Here is an 18,071-nt window from a genome sequence, read left to right as displayed (position 1 = left end):
CGGTGTTTTTTTTACGTCCTCTGCGCCGGCCGGCCGGGGGGGTCTGGGGTGGGGGGGGGGGGGGGGGGGGGGGGGCCCCCCCCCCCCCCCCCCCCCCGGTCCCGGGCGTCCGAGCACGCCCGAAAGCCGCCACCGGTCCGCCCCCGTGACGACCGGCCCACCTCGCGGCCCGGCGACCGGGGACGGCCACCGCCTCCATGATCGGAAAAATCAGGAACAGGACGGTGGAGAAATTCCGATCAGCGGCCTGGCGGAATGCCGAATAGGAGGCCGGTGAAATCGCTGACAGGAGGGGCGGCCTCGATGAGGATCTCCCGTCGGATGCGGCCACGACTTGAGCGCGCCCTGTCCGCCTACCGGGTGGTGGTCATGGGCGGCCCTCGATGGCAGGAGGTCCCGCCGGGCCTCGCCGTACCCGCTCCTACGGCGGTCCCTCGTAGCCCGCGGGCGGCCCGGCGCCCTCGTACGGCGGGACCGGTGACGGCCGGCCGTCGAGGAAGGCGAGGACGGCGGCCAGGACCGTGTCCGGACGGTCCCGGTGGAGGTTGTGCCCGGTGCCCGGCAGGTAGATCAGCCGGGATCGGGGCAGCAGGCGACGGTACTCGGCGGCCGACCGCCAGGACAGGTAGTCGCACGACCCCTTGAGGATCAGGGTGGGCGTGGTCAGCCCGGCCAGCGCCGGCCGAGGGTCGCTCCGCGCCGGGGCGCCCGCGGACTGGGGGTACTGCATCGCGTAGAAGCCGCTGCCGTGCGCCGGCCGGTCGGTCCGGGCGCCTCGGCAGTGCAGCGCGGGCTCGGCGAGTTCGAGGACCCTGTCGTTGCGGGCGTCGGCCTCGGCGTCGGGCAGGAAGGCGTGGGCCGCGCCCGGGCTGACCTGCAGCAGGCCGTACCCGAGGAGGGCGCGCGGGGCGAGCACCTCGGCGTACGTCCTGATCTTCCGTCCGGTGTCCAGGCGGGCACTCGCCAGGTTCCCGCTGGTGTCTGCGGGGTCGAGCGCTCCCGGCGAGATGAGCACCAGCCCGGCGACCCGGTCCGGGTGGGCGGCGAGATAGCGTGCGGCGAGCCCGCCGCCGTAGGAGTGGCCGACGAGCACGACCCGGTCGAGGCCGAGGCCGAGGCGCAGCGCCTCCAGGTCGGCGACGTCGCGGGCGGCGGAGTAGCCGCGCGGGTCGGCCAGCCGGGTCGAGGTCCCGGTGCCGAGCTGGGCGTAGAGGTAGACGTCGTATCCGTGCCCGGTGAGCGGGGCGAACACCCGGGCGTTGGCCGCCAGGTCGGGCACGCCGGGCCCGCCGTGCAGCACGATGACCGGCGGGCGGTGCGAGGAGGCGGTGCGCGCGGGCAGCCGCAGGATCTCCAGGCGGGACCCGGTGGACACCTCGACCCGGCGGGCGCCGGGCACCGTGACGACGGCCGGGGCCGGGACGGGCGGCGGGACCAGAGCCGCCCAGGCGAACACCGCGGCCGGCAGGAGCGAGGCGGCGGCGAACATCGTCCGGCGGGCCGCGCGGCGGCGCGGCGGCGGCACCCGCCGGGTCGCGACGAGGGCCGCGGCGGCGTAGCCGGTCGCCAGGAACACCGCGAGGCCGGCGGTCATGAAGACCGCCGGGACCGGCGTGAGGGCCGCCGCGGCGAACAGTGCGGCGAGGCCGCACACCGCGGCGAGCGCCGTCGCCCCGGCGAGCGCCGCGCAGGTCACCGTACGCGACGGGCGGCGGCCGGGGCCGTTCGGACCGCCGGAGCCCGTGGAACCGGCGGGGTCGCCGGGGTCGTCCGGACCGCCGGAGCCCGTGGAACCGGCGGCGCCGCCGGGGTCGTCGGGTCCACCAGGGTCGTCGGGTCCACCGGGGTCGTCGGGTCCGGCGGGACCTCTGGATCTTCGTAGGGCCACGGCGTCCAGTGGACCACCCCGGGACCGGTCTCCGGCTCCGGGATCCCCCCTGAGATCCGGCCGGGGGGACCCGGAGTTCCGGACGCGGGCCGCACCTCGGCTCCTCGGCCCGCTTCCTCCTGCCGGAGTCCTCCACAGCGGTCTCTTATACCGACATATCGTCTTTTACAAGATCTTGTCAGGAGATAAGAACCGGTGTTGTGTCGTGCGCATCACGCGTGCGCCACGTGTGACCGGCCGGCGACGGCCGTCCCCGCGCAGGAGGATCTTTGCCCCCCAGACCCTGGCTACGCGTCACCGCCCTCGCGGCCGCCGCCGCGATCGCCCTTCCCCTGCCCGCCGACGCCCAGCGGGCTCCCTCGGGGCAGACCCCCGAGATCCACGACTTCCAGGCCGAACAGCACGGCAAGCCCGACGTTGACAACCGCCGCGGCCACGTCGCGCCCCCGGCCTCGATGGCCAGATCCACCCGGACCGCGACGATCAGGTGGAACGCCCTCGGCACCCCGGCCGTCGTCACCGCCTCCGCACCGCTCGCCGAAGGGCTGGACGCCGACCCCGAACGGGCCGCGCGGGACTACCTCAAGGCCAACGAGCCCCTCTTCGGACTGTCCGACGAGGCCGTGGACGCCCTGGAGAAGGTCGCGGTCAACCCGATCGGGGACGGCCACGCCGTACTGCTGCGGCAGAGGTTCGGCGATCTGCCCGCGGGCGTGGACGGGCAGGTGGCGATCGGCGTGACGGGCGGGAAGGTGGTCCACGTCACCTCCACCCTGTCACGTTCCACCGCGCCTCCCCCGGCCGCCGCCATCACCGCGCAGCGGGCACTGGAGATCGCCGCCCGGGACGGCGGGATCGACCTGGCCACGGCGACGACCAGGACGGCGACCCCGGTGGCGGTGCCCGCGCCCGACGGGACGCACAGCGCCTTCCAGGTCGTCGTCATCGGCGGCGCCGAGGGCGAGCCCGCCGGGTACACCACGCACGTGGACGCGGTCAGCGGGGAGATCCTGACCCGCGAGAACCTCGTGGACCACGCCTCCGACGACCCCGACCCGCGCTGGGCCGCCTTCACCGCGAACCCGCCGGCCGACTACTCCTCAACCGACACCCGGGCCACCTGGTGCCACGTCGCCGGACCCGGCTGCGACCAGGTCACCGGCGACGCCGCGACCGGCCGGGCCTGGGACGTCGACCACGTGACCGGCGCGCCGACCCGCACCAGCGTCGGCAACTCGGCCAGGACCGTCGAGAACCGCGCCAGCGACAACCCCTACAGCGTCGGCACCCGGAGCAACGTCACCACACCGAACCGCGAATACGTCTACCCGTGGACGAACCGGTGGTACACCGCGAAGTGCGACCCCGCCGCCTTCGACCAGCCGGGCGAGGCCGACCTGGAGGCCGCGATCGCGAACCTGCACGTCATGCACAACCGGATGCACGACTGGTCCTACCGTCTCGGCTTCACCGAGACCGCGTGGAACATGCAGAAGGACAACGGCTCCCGCGGCGGTCTCGGCGGCGACCCCGAGCAGGGCAACGCCCAGGCCGGCGCCCGGGTGTTCAGCGTGCGCGACAACGCCAACCAGATCACCGGCCCCGACGGGGTCGCCCCGATCACCAACATGTACCTGTGGCAGTCGATCGCCGGCGCGTTCTACTCCCCCTGCGTGGACGGCGACTACGACATGTCGGTCATCGGCCACGAGTACACCCACGCGATCTCCGGCCGCATGATCGCCGGGCCGACCGCCGGGTGGAGCGGCGCCCAGCCCGGCGCCATGAACGAGAGCACCTCCGACCTGTTCGCCATGGAGTACCTCTACGAGAACGGCTTCCGCCCCGCGGGCGAGACGCCGTACGTCACCGGCGGCTACGTCACCGGCGACCGGAAGGCGGGCATCCGCAACTACGACATGTCCCGCTCGCCGCTGAACTACAGCGACATCGCCTACGACATCGTCGGCCAGCAGGTGCACGCCGACGGCGAGATCTGGTCGGCCACCCAGTTCGACGTGCGCGAGGCGTTCCTGCGCCGGTACGGCAAGGGCACCCCCGCTCAGCAGAGGGCGTGCGCCGAGGGCACGACACCCGTGGAGAAGTGCCCGGGCAACCGGCGCTGGGCGCAGGTCTCCTTCGACGCGCTGCTGCTGATGGCCTCCGGCGCGGTCAGCTACGTCGACCACCGCGACGCACTGCTCGCCGCCGACGCCATCCGCTTCGGTGGCGAGAACCAGGACATCATGTGGCGGGCGTTCGCCGGGCACGGCCTGGGCGAGAACGCCGCCAGCAACGGCCAGAACGACCCCGACCCCACCCCGAGCTTCGCCGACCCGGCAGGAAAGAACGGGAAGCTCCAGCTCAAGCCGCTGCTCGACGCCAAGGACGCGAAGCTGCGGCTGTACGTCGGCGACTACGAGGGCCGCGCCGTACCGGTGGCCGACACCGACCCGGCGACCGAGCTGGGCGACACCGTGGAGATGACGCCGGGCGTGTACGACTTCGTGGTGACCGGCGCCGGGTACGGGCACACCCGGGTGAAGTTCGCGGTGCTGCCCGGTGTGAAGCTGCCGCTGCCGCTTCCCCTGCCGAAGAACCTCGCCTCGGCCGCGCTGGGCGCGACGGCGTCCGGCGACGGGGTCAACCAGGACAAGCTGATCGACGAGACCGAGGCGACGAACTGGGCCTCGCTCACCGGCCCGGTCAAGGGCAGGGGCGTCACGGTGGACCTGGCCGGGACCGCCCCCGCCACGGTCCGCCGGGTCCAGGTCAGCGCCATGCTGCGGCCCAACGTGAACGACCCGGCCGACCCCGGCGGCCAGAACCGCTTCAGCGCGCTGCGCGCCTTCGAGGTCCTGGCCTGCGACGCCACCGCCGGGGACTGCGCGTCGCCGGAGTCCTACAAGGTCGTCTACACCAGCCCGCAGGACGCCTTCGCCACCCGGCTGCCGCGTCCGCGCGGCGCCGACCTGCTGATCAAGTCGTTCCGGATCCCCACGACCAAGGCGACCCACCTGATGCTGCGCGCGGTGTCCACCCAGTGCGCCGGCAACCCGCTCTACGCCGACGAGCAGGACGCCGACCCCAACTCCGCCACCGACTGCGCGACCGCGAGCCCCGCCAGGGACCAGCTCCGCGCCGCCGAGTTCCAGGCGTTCTCCCACTGACCCATCGGCTCACCGCGGCCCCTTGACCAGGCGCCTGGTCAAGGGGCCGTCGTCATCCGCGGCCCACCTCGGTGATCCGGCCCCGGGCCCGGACCCGGTCACGCGCTTCTCGGCACCACCGCGGGCACCACGTCGGGGGCGCCCAGGCGGACCGCGTCGGCCTCCTGGTCGGTGTCCTGCTCCTGGGACAGGCGCTCGGCCTCGACCCGCTTGGTGTAGTACTCCACCTCGCGCCGGATCTGCTCCTCGCCCCAGCCCAGCGGGCCGGCGATCAGCTCGGCGGCCTCCTGCGCGACGGCCAGGCCGCGGTGGAAGGTCTCGATCGAGATGTGCGTCCGCCGGGCCAGCACGTCGTCCAGGTGGCGGGCGCCCTCGTGGGTGGCGGCGTAGACGATCTCCGCCCGGAGGTAGTCGTCGGCGCCGGCCAGCGGCTGCGCCAGCGACGGGTCCTCCTCGATCAGTGTGAGAACCTCACCGATCATGGAACCGTACCGCTGGAGCAGGTGCTCGATCCGCGCGACGTGCAGCCCGGAGGAGGCCGCCAGCCGCTGCCGCGCGTTCCACAGCGCCTGGTAGCCCTCGGCCCCGGCCAGCGGGATCCTGTCCGTGCACGAGCGCGGGACCCGCTGGTCGAGCCCGTGGGCCACGGCGTCCACCGCGTCCTTGGCCATGACCCGGTAGGTCGTGTACTTGCCTCCGGCCACCATGACCAGCCCCGGCACCGGGTGGGCCACCACGTGCTCGCGGGAGAGCTTGGAGGTCTCCTCCGACTCCCCCGACAGCAGCGGCCGCAGCCCGGCGTAGACGCCCTCGACGTCGTCGCGGGTCAGCGGCACGGACAGCACCGCGTTGACGTGTTCCAGCACGTAGTCGATGTCCGCCCTGGAGGCCGCCGGGTGCGCCCGGTCGAGCTCCCAGTGGGTGTCGGTGGTCCCGATGATCCAGTGCCGTCCCCAGGGGATGACGAAGAGCACCGACTTCTCGGTGCGCAGGATGATCCCGGTGAGGGAGTGGATCCGGTCGCGCGGCACGAGCAGGTGGACGCCCTTGGAGGCGCGGACGTGGATCTGCCCCCGCCCGCCCACCAGCTCCTGGATGTCGTCGGTCCACACGCCGGTGGCGTTGACGACCTGCCGGGCCCGCACGTCCAGCTCGGTCCCGGCCTCCAGGTCGCGCACCCGGACCCCGGTGACCCGCTCGCCCTCGCGCAGGAAGCCGATCACCTGCGTGCGGGAGGAGACGTGCGCGCCGTAGGTGGCGGCGGTCCGCAACATGGTCATCACGTAGCGGGCGTCGTCCACCTGCGCGTCCCAGTACTGCACGGCGCCGGTGAACGCCGACTTGCGCAGCGCGGGCGAGAGCCGCAGCGCCCTCCTGCGCGACAGGTGGCGGTGGCCGGGCACACCCCGGGTGTACCCGAAGGAGAAGCCCAGCGAGTCGTACATCACCAGGCCGGCCCCGACGTACGGGCGCTCCCAGCCGGTGTGCGTGAGGGGGAAGAGGAACGGCACCGGGCGGACCAGGTGCGGGGCGATCCGCTGCAGCAGCAGGGCCCGCTCCTGCAGCGCCTCCCTGACGAGGTCGAAGTTGAGCTGTTCCAGGTAACGCAGGCCGCCGTGGATGAGTTTGGAGGATCTGGAGGAGGTTCCGGAGGCGAAGTCGCGGGCCTCCAGCAGGCCGACGCTCAGCCCGCGGGTGACCGCGTCGAGAGCGACGCCGGCGCCGACGACCCCGCCGCCGATCACCACCACGTCGAGTTCCCGGGCGGCCATCTGCGCCAGCGCGGTGCTCCGCTCCTCGGGACCTAGGCGTGCCGTGCTCGTTCGCACCGTCATGCTGCATCCCCCTGGGGGTTGGAATGTCACCTTGCGCGGGGTATCTACCCCACAAGACCGGAAAGCACTACCGGTGGGTAGCGTCCGGCGGGTGAGATCAGCGCCACATCCCCCTGCCGCGCCTGCCGTACGGCGGGGCCGTACCGGCGGACCGGGCGCGAGCCGGGACCGGGCGCGGACCGAGGTCAGGCGCGAGCCGGGCATGGGGTCAGGCGCGGATCACCTCCACGCCCGCCTCGGCGAACCGCGCCGCGGCCTCGCCGGGCAGGCTCCCGTCGGTGACGAGGACGTCGACGGCGCCGATCGGGCAGATCCGGGCGAAGGCCCGGTGGCCGACCTTGGAGGCGTCGGCCACCACGATGACCCGGGCCGCCCGGCCGATCAGGAGGTTGTTGACCTCGGCCTCGCCCTCGTGGCGGGCCGACGCGCCCGCCTCGGGGTCGATCGCGTCCACGCCGAGGAACGCGATGTCGAGGGAGACCCGTTCCAGCACCCCGGACGCCAGCGGGCCGATCAGCTCGTACGACTGCGGCCTCGCCACCCCGCCGGTCAGGACGATCTTCACGTGCCGCCGCACGGTCAGCTCCGCGGCGATGTTCAGGGCGTTCGTGACGAGGGTGAAGCCGATCTCCGGGTCGGCGCGCAGGGCCAGCTCCCGGGCGACCTCGGAGGTGGTCGTGCCGCCGTTCACGCCGACGACCGCGCCGGGTTCCACCAGTTCGGCCGCGGCCCGCGCGATCCGCTGCTTCTCCCCGGCTCGGCGGGCCGTCTTGTAGCGCAGCGGCAGGTCGTAGCTGACGCTCTGCACGACCGCGCCGCCACGCGTGCGGGTGAGCATCTGCTGCTGGGCGAGCTGGTCGAAGTCGCGGCGGACGGTGGCCGTGGAGACGTCGAGAGCCTCGGCGGCCCGTTCCACCGGCAGGCTCCCCTCCTGCGAGAGCAGTTCGAGGATCGCGTTCCAGCGCTCATAGCGGCTCACGGTGACCAGCCTGGCACAGCCCGGCGGGAAACTCACCCCTGCGCAAACTTGCTCATTTCTGCTATAAATCAATCACAAACGAACCATGAGGAGGCACGCCGTGACGGACGGGACCGCCGGGACCACGCGCACCGAGGCCGAGATCGCATCGCAGCCGGACTGCTGGCGCCGCGTCACCGAGGTGCCCACGGGCGCGCTCCCGCGCCGGGGCGAGCGGGTGGCCGTCGTCGGCTGCGGCACCTCCTGGTTCATCGCCCAGGCGTACGCGGCCCTGCGCGAGCGGGCCGGGCACGGCGAGACCGACGCCTTCGCCGCCTCCGAGGCCCCGACGGGGCGCTCCTACGACCGGGTGCTCGCGCTGACCCGCTCGGGCACCACCACCGAGGTGCTGGAGCTGCTGGAACGGCTGAAGGCCGCCGGCACGCCCACGACGGCGATCACCGCCGACCCCTCGACCCCGGTCATGACGCTGGCCGGCGAGGTCGTGGTGCTGGACTTCGCCGACGAGGAGTCGGTCGTGCAGACCCGCTTCGCCACCACCCAGCTCGCCCTGCTCCGCGCCCACCTCGGCGAGGACCTCTCCGCCGCGGTCGCCGACGCCGAACGGGCGCTCGCCGAGCCGCTGCCCGAGGAGACGGTCTCCGCCGAGCAGTTCACGTTCCTGGGCCGCGGCTGGACGTACGGCCTGGCCCTGGAGGCCGCGCTGAAGATGCGCGAGGCGTGCCGGGCGTGGACCGAGTCCTACCCGGCGATGGAGTACCGGCACGGCCCGATCAGCATCGCCGGGCCCGGCCGGATCACCTGGATGCTCGGCGAGGCCCCCGGCGGCCTGCGCGGCGAGGTGGAGGCCACCGGCGGATCGTTCGTGGAGAGCGCCCTCGACCCCATGGCCGAACTCGTCAGAGTGCAGCGGGTGGCGGTGGCGCGCGCCCGCGCCGCCGGGCTCGACCCCGACCGGCCGATGCACCTGACCCGTTCCGTCATCCTCCCCGGCTGACTCCCCGGCCGGCGCGAGAAGGGAAGGAGCCCCCGTGGCCGTGCGCCTCATGACGGCCACCGCCGTACCGCCGCGAACCGGGCAGGCCCGGAACCGGAGAGGATAGGACCATGAGCATCACTCTCGCCGACGCCCGTGTCGTGACCCCCGGAGGCGTGCACGAAGGCTGGCTCACCGTGGAGGACGGCCGCATCACCCACGTGGGCCGGGGCCCCGCCCCCGGGCCGGGGCACAGCCTCGCGGGCCGGTACGTCGTTCCGGGCTTCGTCGACATCCACTGCCACGGCGGGGCGGGCGGCTCCTTCCCGAACGGCGACCAGGACGAGGCGCACCGGATCGCCGATCTGCACGCCCGGCACGGCACCACCACGCTGATGGCGAGCCTGGTCACCGCGAGCCTGGACGACCTGACCCGCGCCACCTCCGCCCTGGCCGACCTGTGCGAGGACGGCCTGCTCGCAGGCGTCCACTTCGAGGGCCCCTACATCTCCAGCGCGCGCTGCGGCGCGCACGACCCGGCCCTGCTGCGCGACCCCTCCCCCGGGGAGCTCGCCGGGCTGCTCGCGGCGGGCAGGGGGCACGTCCGGATGCTCACCATCGCCGCGGAGCTGCCCGGCGCGCTGGACACCATCCGGGAGGCGGCGGGCAGCGGCGTGATCGCCGCCCTCGGTCACAGCGACGCCACCTACGAGCAGACCCTCGCCGGCATCGACGCCGGCGCGAGTGTCGCGACGCACCTGTACAACGCGATGCCGCCGCTGCACCACCGGAAGCCGGGGCCGATCGCCGCACTGCTGGGGGACGAGCGCGTCACGGTCGAGCTGATCAACGACGGGGTGCACCTGCATCCGGCGATGACCCGCCTGGCCTACGACGTCGCGGGGCCCGCCCGGACCGCCCTGATCACCGACGCGATGGCGGCGGCCGGCATGGGCGACGGCTCCTACCGGCTCGGCCCGATGAAGGTCGAGGTCACCGGCGGTGTCGCCCGGCTCGCCGAGGGCGGCTCCATCGCGGGCAGCACGCTCACCATGGACGTCGCCTTCCGCCGCGCCGTCCAGGAGGCCGGGCTGTCCATGACCGAGGCCGCCGAGGTCACCGCGCTCACCCCGGCGCGGGTGCTCGGCCTCGACGACCGCCTCGGGTCCGTCTCCGTGGGCAGGCAGGCCGACCTGGTGGTCCTCACCGGCGACCTGGAGGTCGCGGGCGTCATGAGGCGTGGAAGGTGGATCACCGAACCCCGTTGACGTCCGACCCCGCCGGTCCGGGCGTCCCGCCGGAAGGTCCCCGAGCCGGCGTCCGGCCCCGGCCGGGGCCGGACGCGCCGCCGAAAGTCTCCGAGCCGACGTCCCCCGTCACCGGGTACGGGCGTCCCGCCGAAAGGTCCCCGATGAGCTCCCCCGCCGCAGGTTCCGGAACGATCCTCACCGTCACGCTCAACCTGGCGCTGGACGTCACCTACGTGGCCGGCGGCGTCGACTGGGACGGCGTCAACCGGGTGCGGTCCGTCCACCGCAGGGCCGGCGGCAAGGGGATCAACGTGGCCAGGGTGCTGGCCGCCCTCGGATGCGACGTCCTCGTCACCGGCCTGGCCGGCGGGCCGAACGGCGGGGCCGCCGAAGCCGACCTGGCCGCGGCGGGCCTGCCCGCCGCCCTCACCCCCATCGCCGCCGAATCGCGCGCCACCCTCGCGGTCTGCGACCCCGCTCCGCTCCCGTACGGCACGGCCCCGCCCGGCGTCTCCCCGGACGATCCGGCACATGAGGCTACGGTCCCGAATGATCCGGCACGGACGGGTACGTCCCCGGACGCCCCCGGTGTTCCGTGCGGTTCCGGCTCCGTGCGGGAGGACGCGGCCCCGGCCGGGACGGCCGATCCGCGCACGGCCCTGTTCAACGAGCCCGGCCCGGTGGTCACCGATGCGGAGCTGGACGACTTCCTGCGCGGTTACGACCGGCGGCTCCGAGGGGCCGCGGCCGTCGTGATCTCCGGCAGCCTGCCTCCCGGGGTCCCGGCCGCCTTCTACGCCGAACTCGCCGCACGGGCCCGCGAACGGGGCGTCCCGGCGATCGTGGACGCCGACGGCGAGCCGCTCCGCGCCGCCCCGGCGGGCCGTCCCGCCGTCCTCAAGCCCAATGCCGAGGAGCTCGCCCGCGCCCTGTCCGCCGTGGACCCCCGGACGCGGGACGGCGTTCCAGGGGACGGCGGGGCGCGGTACAGCGGTTCGGAGGCTCGTGGCCCGGGAACCGGTGTTCCGGGGATCGGTCTTCCGGAGATCGGGCAGGCGCCGGTCGCCGGCGCGCTGGCCGGGGCCGAGGTCCTGCGGCGCGACGGAGCGGAGTCGGTCGTGGTCTCCCTCGGCGCGGACGGGCTCCTGGCGGTGACCCCCGAGGGGGCCTGGCGGGCGGCCATGCCGTACCGGGTGGCGGGGAACCCGACCGGGGCCGGTGACGCGCTCGTCGCGGGGCTGGCGCTGGGCCTGGTGGAGGGCACGCCCTGGCCGGACCGGCTGCGCCGCGCGGCTGCCCTGGGGGCGGCCGCGGTGGCGGCGCCGGTCGCGGGCGACTTCGACGAGGAGACGTTCCGGCGGGTCCACCCCGGCATCCGGGTGGACCCGATCCGCCCATGACCCGTCCCCCGGATCCCGGGCCCTGAAGAACCCCGACCCCCTGAAGAACCGGGTCCCCGAAGAACCGGGTCCCGACCCCCTGACGAAGGAGTGACCATGCCTGTCGCCGGCATCGGAGACATCATCGACGCCGCCCCGGCGGGCGTCGGCGCGTTCAACGTCATCCAGCTGGAGCACGCCGAGGCGATCGTCGCCGGCGCGGAGGACGCGGGCATGCCGGTCGTGCTGCAGATCAGCGAGAACTGCGTCCGCTTCCACGGAGCACTGGCCCCGATCGCGGCCGCGTCGCTCGCGGTGGCCCGCGCGGCGGCGGTCCCCGTCGCGGTGCACCTCGACCACGCCACCGACCGCGCGCTGGTGGAGGAGGCCCTGGAGCTGGGCCTGGGTTCGGTGATGTTCGACGCCTCGGCGCTGCCCGACGAGGAGAACGTGGCGGCCACCGCCGAGGTGGTCGCGCTGTGCCACGGACGCGGCGTCTGGGTGGAGGCGGAGCTCGGCGAGGTCGGCGGCAAGGACGGGGTGCACGCGCCGGGCGTCAGGACCAGGCCGCACGAGGCGGTGGACTACGTCGCCAGGACCGGCGTCGACGCGCTGGCCGTGGCGGTGGGCAGCTCCCACGCCATGACCGTCAAGGACGCCGTCCTCGACCTGGAGCTGATCGGGAGGCTGCGCGCCGCCGTACCGGTGCCGCTGGTGCTCCACGGCTCCTCGGGCGTACCCGACGAGACCCTGCGCGCCGCCGTACGGCAGGGCATGAAGAAGATCAACATCGCCACGCACCTCAACGCGGCCTTCACCCGCGCGGTCCGCGAGCACCTGGCGGCCGACGAGAAGGTAGTGGACACCCGCAGGTACCTGGGGTCGGGCCGTACGGCCGTCGCCGCCGAGGTCGCCAGGCTCCTGGGCGTCCTGGCGGGCTGAGCCCGGTGTCCCGGGCCGGGCCGATCAGGGCCAGTCCCAGCGGACGCCGACCGCGCCCGGCCCGAACGGCCCGGTCACCAGGTGGGCCGCGTGGTGCGCGTTGAGGGTCAGTTCCGTCTCCACCCGCTCGTACCCGTCCGATGCGGAAACGTGGGCGTCCAGCCCGTGCTCTCCCGGCCCGTGGTCGTCCAGCACGTGGTCGTCCGGCCCGCGCTCTCCTGACCGGTGGGCTCCCGGCTCGCGCTCGCCCCGATCGGGGGTGTGGCAGGTGAAGCGGCGGACGCGGCCCGGGAGCGCGACCGGGGAGAAGGCGACCCGCAGGACGTACTGGTCGGCGGGAAGCCGGAAGATCCGCTCGTACTCGGTGGTCTCCACGCCGCTCGGGTCGGCGAGCTCGTAACGGATCACCTGGGTCTCCCCCGCCTCCAGCGCCCGGCCGAACAGCAGCTCGGCCACCACCAGCGCGGTCGCCCCGTCGCGCCGGATCCGGCCGACCCGGCAGTCCTCCAGCGCCCTGATCCGCACGCGCTCCACGTCGCATCCCAGGTCGCCCCGGTAGACCATGATGAACCGGTCGGGATCGTCCCGGCGGGCCCGCACCACCTGGAGCGTCTCGCGCCGCGTGGCGCTGCGGTCGGCCCCGATCTGCAGGGTCTCGTACATCGCGGTGACGTGCAGGCGGCGGTCGTCGGCCACCCCGTCCAGGTCGTGGAGCAGCGCCGACAGGGTGTGCGCCGACCCGGCGGGCGGGACGGCGGGCCATCCGTCGTCCTCCGGGGACCGCGTGCCCTGCCCGCGGCCCCGGGGGCGCGGCGGGCCGAGAAGCCCCATCAGGGATCGCGGCGGCAGGGCGAGGATCTCCTCCAGCCCGCGTACGGCGCGCAGCGACTCGGGCCGTTCCGGACGACGCAGGCCCTGCTGCCAGTAGCTCAGGCTCGTCATCCCGACCCGTAGCCCGCGCTCCTCCAGGCCCCGGCGGAGCCGCTCCAGGGTCAGGCCCCGCGCCTCCACCGCGGCACGCAGCGCTGCGTGGAACGGCCCCTCGCTGAGGGCGACGCGGAGCCGTGGGTCATCGGGCACAGGGGAATGTTCACAGATTTTCCGTCATACGTCATTTTCGCGCCCGTCACTCACGTTTGTCCGACGTCGCGCGTTCCACGGCCGCCACGCGGCCGTACCCCGGCGCCGCGGCCTCAGGGCGCCGGGGGCGGGACGTCAGCTGCCCTGCGGGGCGACGACGACCTCGACGCGCTGGAACTCCTTCAGGTCGGAGTATCCGGCGGTGGCCATCGTGCGCTTGAGCGCGCCCATGAGGTTCATCGAGCCGTCGGCGACCGAGGAGGGGCCGTGCAGGATCTGCTCCAGCGTCCCGACCGTGTCGAACTTCACCCGCTTGCCGCGGGGCAGCTCGGGGTGCTGGGCCTCGGAGCCCCAGTGGAAGCCGCGCCCGGGGGCCTCGGCGGCCCGGGCCAGCGGCGAGCCGACCATGACCGCGTCCGCGCCGCAGGCGATGGCCTTGGCGATGTCACCGGAGGTGCCCATGCCGCCGTCGGCGATCACGTGGACGTAGCGGCCGCCCGACTCGTCCATGTAGTCGCGGCGGGCCGCGGCCACGTCGGAGATCGCGGTGGCCATCGGGACCGCCACGCCCAGCACGGTGCGGGTGGTGTGCGAGGCGCCGCCGCCGAAGCCGACCAGCACGCCGGCCGCGCCGGTCCGCATCAGGTGCAGCGCGGCGGTGTAGGTGGCGCAGCCGCCCACGATCACCGGGACGTCGAGCTCGTAGATGAACTGCTTGAGGTTCAGCGGCTCGGCCCGCCCGGAGACGTGCTCGGCGGAGACCGTGGTGCCGCGGATCACGAAGATGTCCACGCCCGCGTCGATGACGGCCTTGTGGTACTGGACCGTTCGCTGCGGAGACAGCCGGACGGCCGTGGTCACCCCGGCCTCGCGGATCTCCGCGATGCGGCGGCCGATCAGCTCCTCCTTGATCGGCGCGTTGTAGATCTCCTGGAGCCGCCGGGTGCCGGCCTCGCCCGGGAGTTCGGCGACCTCGGACAGCAGGGACGCCGGGTCGTCGTAGCGGGTCCACAGCCCTTCGAGGTCGAGTACGGCGAGGCCGCCGAACCGGCCGACCTCGATCGCGGTCGCGGGCGAGACGACGCTGTCCATCGGGCTCACCACGACGGGCAGCTCGAACCGGTAGGCGTCGATCTGCCAGGCGATCGAGACCTCCTCCGGGTCGCGGGTACGCCGGGACGGGACGATGCCGATCTCGTCCAGCGCATAGGCACGACGGCCGTTCTTGCCGCGCCCGATCTCCACCTGAGTCATATGCCTGTCTTTCCCATTTCGTGCGGGTGCGGCGCACCCGATCGGCGTGAGCCGTACCCGCCGTCCCGGCCCGCCCTCTCGGCGCGCCTGGTACGAGTCGGTCGTTTCGTCGTCCGCCCCGGGCGTCCGCGGCCGGACCCCTACCGGCGGTGGTAGTTGGGGGCCTCGACCGTCATCTGGATGTCGTGGGGGTGGCTCTCCTTGAGGCCCGCCGCGGTGATCGGCATGAGCTCGCACCGGACGTGCATCTCCGCGATCGTGCGGCACCCGGAGTACCACATGCCCTGGCGAAGGCCGCCGACGAGCTGGTGGGCGACCGCGGCGACCGGGCCGCGGTAGGGGACCTGGCCCTCGATGCCCTCGGGGATGAACTTGTCCTCGCCGCCGACGTCGGCCTGGGCGTAGCGGTCCTTGCTGAAGGAGGCGCCGCCGCGCTCGCGGTTGCGGACCGCGCCGAGCGAGCCCATGCCGCGGTAGGACTTGAACTGCTTGCCGTTGATGAAGATCAGCTCGCCCGGCGACTCCTCGCAGCCCGCCAGCAGCGAGCCGAGCATGACCGTGTCGGCGCCGGCCGCGATGGCCTTGACGATGTCGCCGGAGTACTGCAGACCGCCGTCGCCGATCACCGGCACCCCGGCCGGTCCGGCCGCCAGGGACGCCTCGTGGATGGCCGTCACCTGCGGGGCGCCGACGCCGGCGACCACGCGGGTGGTGCAGATGGAGCCCGGCCCGACGCCGACCTTGACCGCGTCGGCGCCGGCGTCGACCAGCATCTGGGCGCCGGCGCGGGTGGCGATGTTGCCGCCGATCACCTCGACGCCGCTGTTGGCCTTGATCTTGGCGATCATGTCGGCGAGCCCCTTGGAGTGGCCGTGCGCGACGTCGACGATGATCACGTCCACCCCGGCCTCGATGAGGGCGGAGGCCCGCTGCTCGGCGTCGCCCCCGACCCCGACGGCCGCCCCCACGACGAGCCGCCCGTCGGCGTCCTTGGTGGCGAGGGGGTACTGCTCGCTCTTGGTGAAGTCCTTGACGGTGATGAGCCCGCGGAGCCGCCCGGCGGGGTCGACCAGCGGCAGCTTCTCGATCTTGTTCTTCCTGAGCAGGTCGAACGCGTCGTCCCTGGAGACCCCGACCGGCGCGGTGACCAGCGGCATGGGGGTCATGACCTCGCGCACCGGGCGGCCGTGGTCGGTCTCGAAGCGCATGTCGCGGTTGGTGACGATGCCGACGAGCACGCCGTCGGCGTCGGTCACCGGGACGCCGGAGATGCGGTAGGTGCCGCACAGGCGCTCGACGTCGGCGAGGGAGTCGTCCGGCGAGCAGGTGACGGGGTTGGTCACCATCCCGGCCTCGGAGCGCTTGACGAGGTCGGCCTGCTGGGCCTGGTCCTCGATGGAGAGGTTGCGGTGCAGGATGCCGATGCCGCCCTGGCGGGCCATCGCCACCGCCATCCGGGCCTCGGTGACCGTGTCCATCGCCGCGGAGATCAGCGGGATGCTCAGCGTGATCCCGCGTGACAGGCGGGTACGGGTGTCGGCCTCACCCGGCTGGAGGTCCGAGAAGGCGGGCACGAGGAGCACGTCGTCGAACGTGAGTCCCGGTTCGGTGAACTTGGCCATCTGCAACCCTTCTGCATCGGCGCTCTCATGGCTGGGGAAAGGCGCCGGCCCCCGTACGCAAGTTTAGGGTCTGGCTTCCGAGCAGGGGACGCGGGGCGCGAAACCCGGACGCGGGGACCCGGGGCGCCGCCAGGCGCGGGGCGCTGTTTCCGGGCGCGGGGCGCGGGCCCCGGCGGGTCCGGCGCGGACGCCGCACGATCCACCGCGGATGTCACGTCCCGGACGGCTCGGACGGTTCGGGGCCTGCCCGTTGCATCGAGGTCATATGGTGGGATAGTGCTCGACGATGTCCCACGCGACCCGTTCGCGGACGACCCCGACGACCCGGCGGCGACCCTGGGGGAGCCGGGCGACGCCGAACCGCTGACCTCCGCCGAACGCGACGAGGCCATGACCGACCTGGCCGACGTGGAGGTCTTCCGTTCCCTGCTCGAACCGCACGGTGTGCTCGGGCTGGTCCTCGACTGCCCGGAGTGCGGCGAGCAGCACTACTTCGGCTGGGAGCTTCTGCGCGGCAACCTGCGCCAGATGATCGAGAAAGGCTGGCCGCAGGTGCACGAGCCCGCCTATCAGCCCGACCCGAGCGACTACGTCACCTGGGAGTACGCCAGGGGCTACGTCGACGGTGTGATCGACACCGAGGAACGCCGCTGATCGACGTCGTCGACCAGCGCCGCGAGCAGGGCGATCGCCGGATCCGCGGTGGGGACGGCCTCCCTGCGGGAGAGCGCCTCCAGCAGGGCTTCGGTCCCGGCCACGGCCGCGCCGTCGTACGCGCGGCCGTCGTCCGGCCCGCGCTCGCGCGCCGGACGGAACGGGTGGACGGTGGTCATGCCCGCGCTCGATCGAGGTGCTCGCCGGCCCGGCCGGATCCGCGCCGGGGACGGCGCGGCCCTCGCCGGGCACCACTCGACGGGTTCGGGGTCAAGCCGTCGACTCCAGCTCCGCCATCGCCCGGAGGCGAGCCAGCGCCCGATGCTGGGCGACGCGAACCGCTCCTGGTGACATGCCCAGTACATTACCCGTCTCCTCGGCGGACAGGCCCGACACCACCCGCAGGATGAGCAGCTCCCGCTGGTTGTCGGGGAGCCTGGACAGCAGCCTGCGCGCGTGCTCGGCCTCGATGTAGCGCACCACGGTCTCCTCCGGGCCGGGGCCGTCGTCGGGCCCGTCCGGAAGGTCCTGCGTGGGCACGGCCGAGCGCACGGAGCTGCGCAGGGCATCGGCCACCTTGTGGGAGGCGATGCCGAAGACGAAGGACGCGAAAGGGCGTCCCATGTCGCGGTAGCGGGGCAGCGCGGAGAGCACCGCGATGCACACCTCTTGGGCCACGTCGTCCGCGATGTGATACTGACCGGAAACCCGGCCCAGACGAGCGCGGCAATAACGCACGACCATTGGCCGCAACTGTGCGATCAGACTTTCGATCGCTGTTCGGTCACCTTGAACTGCGAGGCTTGTCAGATCCTTGAGGTCATCCCTGTGGGCGCTCCCTTCAGACCTCGTCGCAAGCCTTACCCCTCTTTTGGCGTCGGCGACGCATCCCTCGGTCACGTTACGCATGATGCCCGTATCGCTCGGGCCTGTCCCCATGACCAACGGCTACGGATTGGTCACATTGACGCGCCGATAACCCGGTGTAATCAAACGACGACAGTAAGGGTCACGCGATGAAAATATATTTCATAGAGCGGCC

Annotated in this window: 14 protein-coding genes; 6 read left to right on the top strand and 8 right to left on the bottom strand. The window is 73.5% G+C overall.

Features of this window, described 5'->3' with window-relative positions:
- Window positions 1-421: 421 nt before the first annotated feature.
- Window positions 422-1,888, bottom strand: a complete 1,467-nt coding sequence (locus AB0D67_RS28400; RefSeq protein WP_362942376.1) for an alpha/beta hydrolase — start codon at window positions 1,886-1,888, stop codon at window positions 422-424.
- Window positions 1,889-2,157: 269 nt separating this feature from the next.
- Between AB0D67_RS28400 and AB0D67_RS28395 the strand changes: the two genes are divergently transcribed.
- Entirely contained in the window at window positions 2,158-5,058 is a 2,901-nt protein-coding gene (locus tag AB0D67_RS28395) for a M36 family metallopeptidase (RefSeq protein WP_362942373.1), read from the top strand.
- 98 nt (window positions 5,059-5,156) lie between these two features.
- Here AB0D67_RS28395 and AB0D67_RS28390 read toward each other — a convergent pair whose 3' ends face one another.
- Together AB0D67_RS28390 and AB0D67_RS28385 are read right to left on the bottom strand one after the other, a co-directional pair.
- Entirely contained in the window at window positions 5,157-6,893 is a 1,737-nt protein-coding gene (locus AB0D67_RS28390) for a glycerol-3-phosphate dehydrogenase/oxidase (protein ID WP_362942370.1), read from the bottom strand.
- A 208-nt stretch (window positions 6,894-7,101) separates the two neighbouring features.
- A complete protein-coding gene (locus tag AB0D67_RS28385; protein WP_362942367.1) occupies window positions 7,102-7,872 on the bottom strand; it encodes a DeoR/GlpR family DNA-binding transcription regulator in 771 nt (256 codons plus the stop codon).
- Between the two features lie 100 nt (window positions 7,873-7,972).
- Between AB0D67_RS28385 and AB0D67_RS28380 the strand changes: the two genes are divergently transcribed.
- The 4 genes from AB0D67_RS28380 (at window position 7,973) to AB0D67_RS28365 (ending at window position 12,419) form a co-directional block, all read left to right on the top strand.
- Entirely contained in the window at window positions 7,973-8,869 is an 897-nt protein-coding gene (locus tag AB0D67_RS28380; protein WP_362942364.1) for an SIS domain-containing protein, read from the top strand.
- A 110-nt stretch (window positions 8,870-8,979) separates the two neighbouring features.
- Entirely contained in the window at window positions 8,980-10,116 is a 1,137-nt protein-coding gene (gene nagA, locus AB0D67_RS28375; RefSeq protein ID WP_362942361.1) for an N-acetylglucosamine-6-phosphate deacetylase, read from the top strand.
- A gap of 143 nt (window positions 10,117-10,259) precedes the next feature.
- The gene (locus AB0D67_RS28370; protein ID WP_362942357.1) at window positions 10,260-11,498 is read left to right on the top strand and encodes a PfkB family carbohydrate kinase; all 1,239 of its coding nucleotides are present in this window, start codon (window positions 10,260-10,262) and stop codon (window positions 11,496-11,498) included.
- Between the two features lie 96 nt (window positions 11,499-11,594).
- Window positions 11,595-12,419 (top strand): class II fructose-bisphosphate aldolase, encoded by an 825-nt coding sequence (locus AB0D67_RS28365; protein WP_362942354.1) that lies wholly within the window; start codon window positions 11,595-11,597, stop codon window positions 12,417-12,419.
- 24 nt (window positions 12,420-12,443) lie between these two features.
- Here AB0D67_RS28365 and AB0D67_RS28360 read toward each other — a convergent pair whose 3' ends face one another.
- The 3 genes from AB0D67_RS28360 to guaB form a co-directional block, all read right to left on the bottom strand.
- On the bottom strand, window positions 12,444-13,499 hold the full coding sequence (locus AB0D67_RS28360; protein ID WP_362942351.1) for a hypothetical protein: 1,056 nt from the start codon (window positions 13,497-13,499) through the stop codon (window positions 12,444-12,446).
- Window positions 13,500-13,634: 135 nt separating this feature from the next.
- Entirely contained in the window at window positions 13,635-14,753 is a 1,119-nt protein-coding gene (locus tag AB0D67_RS28355) for a GuaB3 family IMP dehydrogenase-related protein (RefSeq protein WP_362942348.1), read from the bottom strand.
- Window positions 14,754-14,893: 140 nt separating this feature from the next.
- Entirely contained in the window at window positions 14,894-16,375 is a 1,482-nt protein-coding gene (gene guaB, locus AB0D67_RS28350) for an IMP dehydrogenase (RefSeq protein WP_362942345.1), read from the bottom strand.
- Between the two features lie 276 nt (window positions 16,376-16,651).
- On the opposite strand from guaB, the gene AB0D67_RS28345 reads away from it, so the two are divergent.
- Window positions 16,652-17,029, top strand: a complete 378-nt coding sequence (locus tag AB0D67_RS28345; protein ID WP_179819626.1) for a DUF5319 family protein — start codon at window positions 16,652-16,654, stop codon at window positions 17,027-17,029.
- Here the strand turns inward: AB0D67_RS28345 and AB0D67_RS28340 are convergent.
- Both AB0D67_RS28340 and AB0D67_RS28335 read right to left on the bottom strand, forming a co-directional pair.
- Window positions 16,990-17,208 (bottom strand): hypothetical protein, encoded by a 219-nt coding sequence (locus AB0D67_RS28340; protein WP_362942342.1) that lies wholly within the window; start codon window positions 17,206-17,208, stop codon window positions 16,990-16,992. The two genes, AB0D67_RS28345 and AB0D67_RS28340, sit on opposite strands and share 40 nt — an antisense overlap.
- 91 nt (window positions 17,209-17,299) lie before the next feature.
- The gene (locus AB0D67_RS28335) at window positions 17,300-17,938 is read right to left on the bottom strand and encodes a sigma-70 family RNA polymerase sigma factor (protein ID WP_189246777.1); all 639 of its coding nucleotides are present in this window, start codon (window positions 17,936-17,938) and stop codon (window positions 17,300-17,302) included.
- Between the last annotated feature and the right edge of the window lie 133 nt (window positions 17,939-18,071).

The organism is Streptosporangium sp. NPDC048047 (assembly GCF_040653115.1).
GTDB lineage: Bacteria > Actinomycetota > Actinomycetes > Streptosporangiales > Streptosporangiaceae > Streptosporangium.
The sequence above is the reverse complement of the archived record's forward strand: the minus strand, read 5'-3'. Positions and strand labels throughout refer to the sequence as shown.